This is a genomic window from Acinetobacter sp. UBA5934 (genome assembly GCF_002430855.1).
In the GTDB taxonomy this organism is placed as follows: domain Bacteria; phylum Pseudomonadota; class Gammaproteobacteria; order Pseudomonadales; family Moraxellaceae; genus Acinetobacter.
Genome location: NZ_DJDC01000121.1, coordinates 1 through 3,641 on the forward strand (window position 1 = coordinate 1; position 3,641 = coordinate 3,641).

General features: G+C 42.3%; 3 protein-coding genes and 1 pseudogene. All 4 read right to left on the bottom strand.

Features of this window, described 5'->3' with window-relative positions; genetic code table 11:
- The coding region (locus B2Y23_RS08465; RefSeq protein ID WP_291370213.1) for a 2-oxoglutarate dehydrogenase E1 subunit family protein at positions 1 to 273 on the bottom strand (273 nt) is incomplete at its 3' end.
- A 153-nt stretch (positions 274 to 426) separates the two neighbouring features.
- Positions 427 to 517: pseudogene (locus tag B2Y23_RS15490) on the bottom strand (hypothetical protein); the annotation flags it as partial.
- A gap of 595 nt (positions 518 to 1,112) precedes the next feature.
- A complete protein-coding gene (locus B2Y23_RS08470; protein ID WP_291356272.1) occupies positions 1,113 to 1,823 on the bottom strand; it encodes a succinate dehydrogenase iron-sulfur subunit in 711 nt (236 codons plus the stop codon).
- A gap of 14 nt (positions 1,824 to 1,837) precedes the next feature.
- Positions 1,838 to 3,641: succinate dehydrogenase flavoprotein subunit (gene sdhA / locus B2Y23_RS08475; RefSeq protein WP_291370211.1), on the bottom strand; the 1,804-nt coding region annotated here is incomplete at its 5' end.

The following is a 3,641-nucleotide window of genomic DNA, read 5'->3' on the forward strand; positions in this document are numbered from 1 at the left end:
TAAAACGCCAATTTGACGACGTTCATGCTCAGAACTTACAGCACTTTGAATCACAGGTTGAACGCGACTTGAGTTGCGACCTAATAAAAGGAATTGCTCACGTACATTGCTATGTGGTTGATCACCTTTAGGGAATTTACCGAAGTATTCCTGCCAGTCAGCTCCTACTGAGTCTGGTGACGTTAAATACTGCTCATAAAGTTCTTCAATATACGCTGCACTGTCAGCGCTAAGTTCAGTGTCAAGACGCAGTGCGTCAGCAACTTCTTGCATTTGTGGACCCATTTCCTATTGCAAAAACATTTTCAGGATGCTTTTTAAGCGAACCCATGATTAATAATGTCAAATTGGTAACATGACATTAGTCCCCATCAGGCATAAGCCATGAGGCGTTATCAATACATTAGGAATAACCCAATGTGAATAATGAATCATAACGCCCTCATTGGCATCATCACTCATTTAAATACTCGGCCAAAACCGAGCAATTTTTTGCAAATCGACTTAGAAAAAATAACTACATGACTTAGTTTTTCTAAAGCGATTTATATCTATTTATAAACCTTATACATAATTTCCGATGTTGAAAAAATGTACGTAAATTAAGCGCTTTTTTTAAATATAGCTTTGTGTCAAATCGTAACATGTTCTCCAGTTACAATTGATTTTTTTGACACATACCTCTCATAACTCAGCGAAATACATACGCAGTATTTTCATCTAATATATGGTGCTTTATCTCATAATTAGATTCAATCTAGACCAAAGTCCTACCCCACTTCGGCACATATAACAAAAGAGAGCACAATATTTAAACTGGCCCTCTTTATATACGTTATATGATAACATTTTAATCTCAACTTTGCAGATTCAAGCTTACGATTAGCGCTTTAATCGCCAATTCAAACAATCTCACAACAATCTCACAACAATCAGATCATTTTTCAGCATATCTCTGCTTCAGTTTTAATCAATTATATATTTTTAAAAAACTTCTGCACACCCTGCCCCCCTCTCTATTCGTATAGTTATTTAGTATCAGAACGATATCCATAATTATTAAAAGCATAAAAAAGCACACCATGAGGTGTGCTTTTTTTGACTGGGACAGATTAACCTGCTTGGTCTAACAACATGCTACGGATGTGACCGATGGCTTTAGTTGGATTAAGACCTTTAGGACAAACTGAAACACAGTTCATGATACCTTTACAACGGAACAAGCTGAATGGATCGTCAAGACGAGCCAAACGATCTTGAGTTGCTGTATCACGTGAATCGATGATAAAGCGGTATGCATTCAACAATGCTGAAGGACCCAGGAACTTGTCCGGGTTCCACCAGAATGATGGGCATGCAGTTGAACAACATGCACAAAGAATACATTCATACAGACCATCCAGGTGCTCACGCTCTTCAGGAGACTGTAAACGCTCCTTCGCTGGCGCAGGCTGGTTGTTGATCAAGAATGGATGAATTTTGTTGTACTGATCGTAGAACTGATTCATATCTACAACCAAGTCTTTAATCACAGGCAGACCTGGTAGCGGACGAATAGTGATTACTTCTGGTAAATCGTTCAGGTTCCAAAGACACGCCAAACCATTTTTACCATTGATGTTTACACCATCAGAACCACAAATCCCTTCACGGCATGAACGACGGAACGTTAAAGATTCGTCTTGTACTTTCAACGCAAGCAGAGCATCAAGCAACATACGGTGCTTGTCTGTCAACTCAAGTTTAAAAGTTTGCATGTACGGTGCTTTATCCTTATCGGGATCGTAGCGGTAGATATTAAATGTACGAGTACCTCTACTCATCTTACTTCTCCTAATTAGAATGTACGTGGTTTAGGTGGAATTGCATCAACCGACAATGGACGGTAACGCACTGGCTTGTACTCAAGATGGTTATCAGTTGAGAACCATAATGTGTGCTTCATCCACTCATCATCACGACGACCATAAGGGTAAGCTGGATGATCTGGAGACTCTTCAAAGTCAACTACAGTATGCGCACCACGGCACTCTTTACGAGCAGCAGCAGAAATTAGCGTTGCTTTAGCAACTTCATACAAGTTTTCAACTTCAAGTGCTTCAATACGTGCAGTGTTGAATACTTTAGATTTGTCTTTCAAATGAATATTGCGAACACGTGGCTCAATTGCAAGAATCTGTTTTACACCTTCTTCAAGCAGTGCAGATGTACGGAATACACCAGCATGGTCTTGAACGATGTCACGGATTGCATCAGCAACGTCTTGCGCATTTTCACCCGAAGCTGATTCATCAAGCTTACGAATACGGGCAACAGTTTGCTCAAGCACAGTTGTAGGAAGTGGAGCGTATTCATCACCGTGGTGTTTAGTCACGTAGTCGATGATGTGTTCACCCGCAGCTTTACCAAATACAACCAAGTCAAGCAGTGAGTTGGTACCTAGACGGTTTGCACCATGTACAGATACACATGAACATTCACCGATTGCATAAAAACCTTTCACTGGTTTAGTGAAGTCACGGCCTTCTTGATTGGTTGAGTAAACGTCATTTTCTTTGTCGTAGTGAGTAACAAGCGCTTCAGTTTCGCGAGTTTCAGGAACAACAACCTGGCCATGAATATTCGTCGGAATACCACCCATTTGGTAATGGATTGTTGGTACTACCGGAATTGGCTCTTTAGTGATATCCACGTTCGCGAATTTCTTGCCAATCTCGAATACAGATGGAAGACGCTTCATGATTGTATCCGCACCCAAGTGCGTCATATCAAGCAGAATATAATCGCCTTTAGGACCACAACCACGACCTTCTTTAATTTCCTGGTCCATAGAACGTGATACGAAGTCACGTGGCGCCAAGTCTTTCAAAGTTGGAGCATAACGTTCCATGAACGGTTCGCCGTCTTTGTTACGAAGGATTGCACCTTCACCACGACAACCTTCAGTTAACAATACGCCTGCGCCCGCGACACCCGTTGGGTGGAATTGCCAGAATTCCATATCTTGCAATGGAATACCTGCACGAGCAGCCATACCAAGACCGTCACCAGTGTTGATATAAGCGTTTGTAGATGCACGGTAAACACGACCCGCACCACCGGTTGCGAACAATGTCGCTTTTGCCTGGAATACTGCAATTTTACCAGTTTCCTGGTCAATTGCTGTTACGCCCAGTACATCACCTGCTTCGTTACGAATCAGGTCAAGCGCGATCCATTCTACGAAGAATTGGGTGCCCATTTTCACGTTGCTTTGATAAAGCGTATGAAGAAGTGCGTGACCGGTACGGTCAGCTGCAGCACATGCACGTGGAACTGCTTTCTCACCGTAGTTTGCAGAGTGGCCACCGAATGGACGCTGGTAAATTGTACCGTCTGCGTTACGGTCAAATGGCATACCTAAGTGTTCAAGTTCATAAACCACTTGAGGTGCTTCACGCGTCATGAATTCAATCGCGTCTTGGTCACCTAACCAGTCAGAACCTTTAACTGTATCGTAGAAGTGGTAGTGCCAGTTATCTTCTTGCATGTTACCAAGAGAGGCACCGATACCACCCTGCGCTGCTACAGTATGCGAACGTGTTGGGAATACTTTAGTTAATACAGCAACTTTCAAACCAGCTTGAGCAAGTTGGTAAGAA

Bases quoted from the DNA above. Each gene is read 5' to 3' on its own strand.
- B2Y23_RS08470 (WP_291356272.1), bottom strand. From the start codon at position 1,823: ATGAGTAGAGGTACTCGTACATTTAATATCTACCGCTACGATCCCGAT.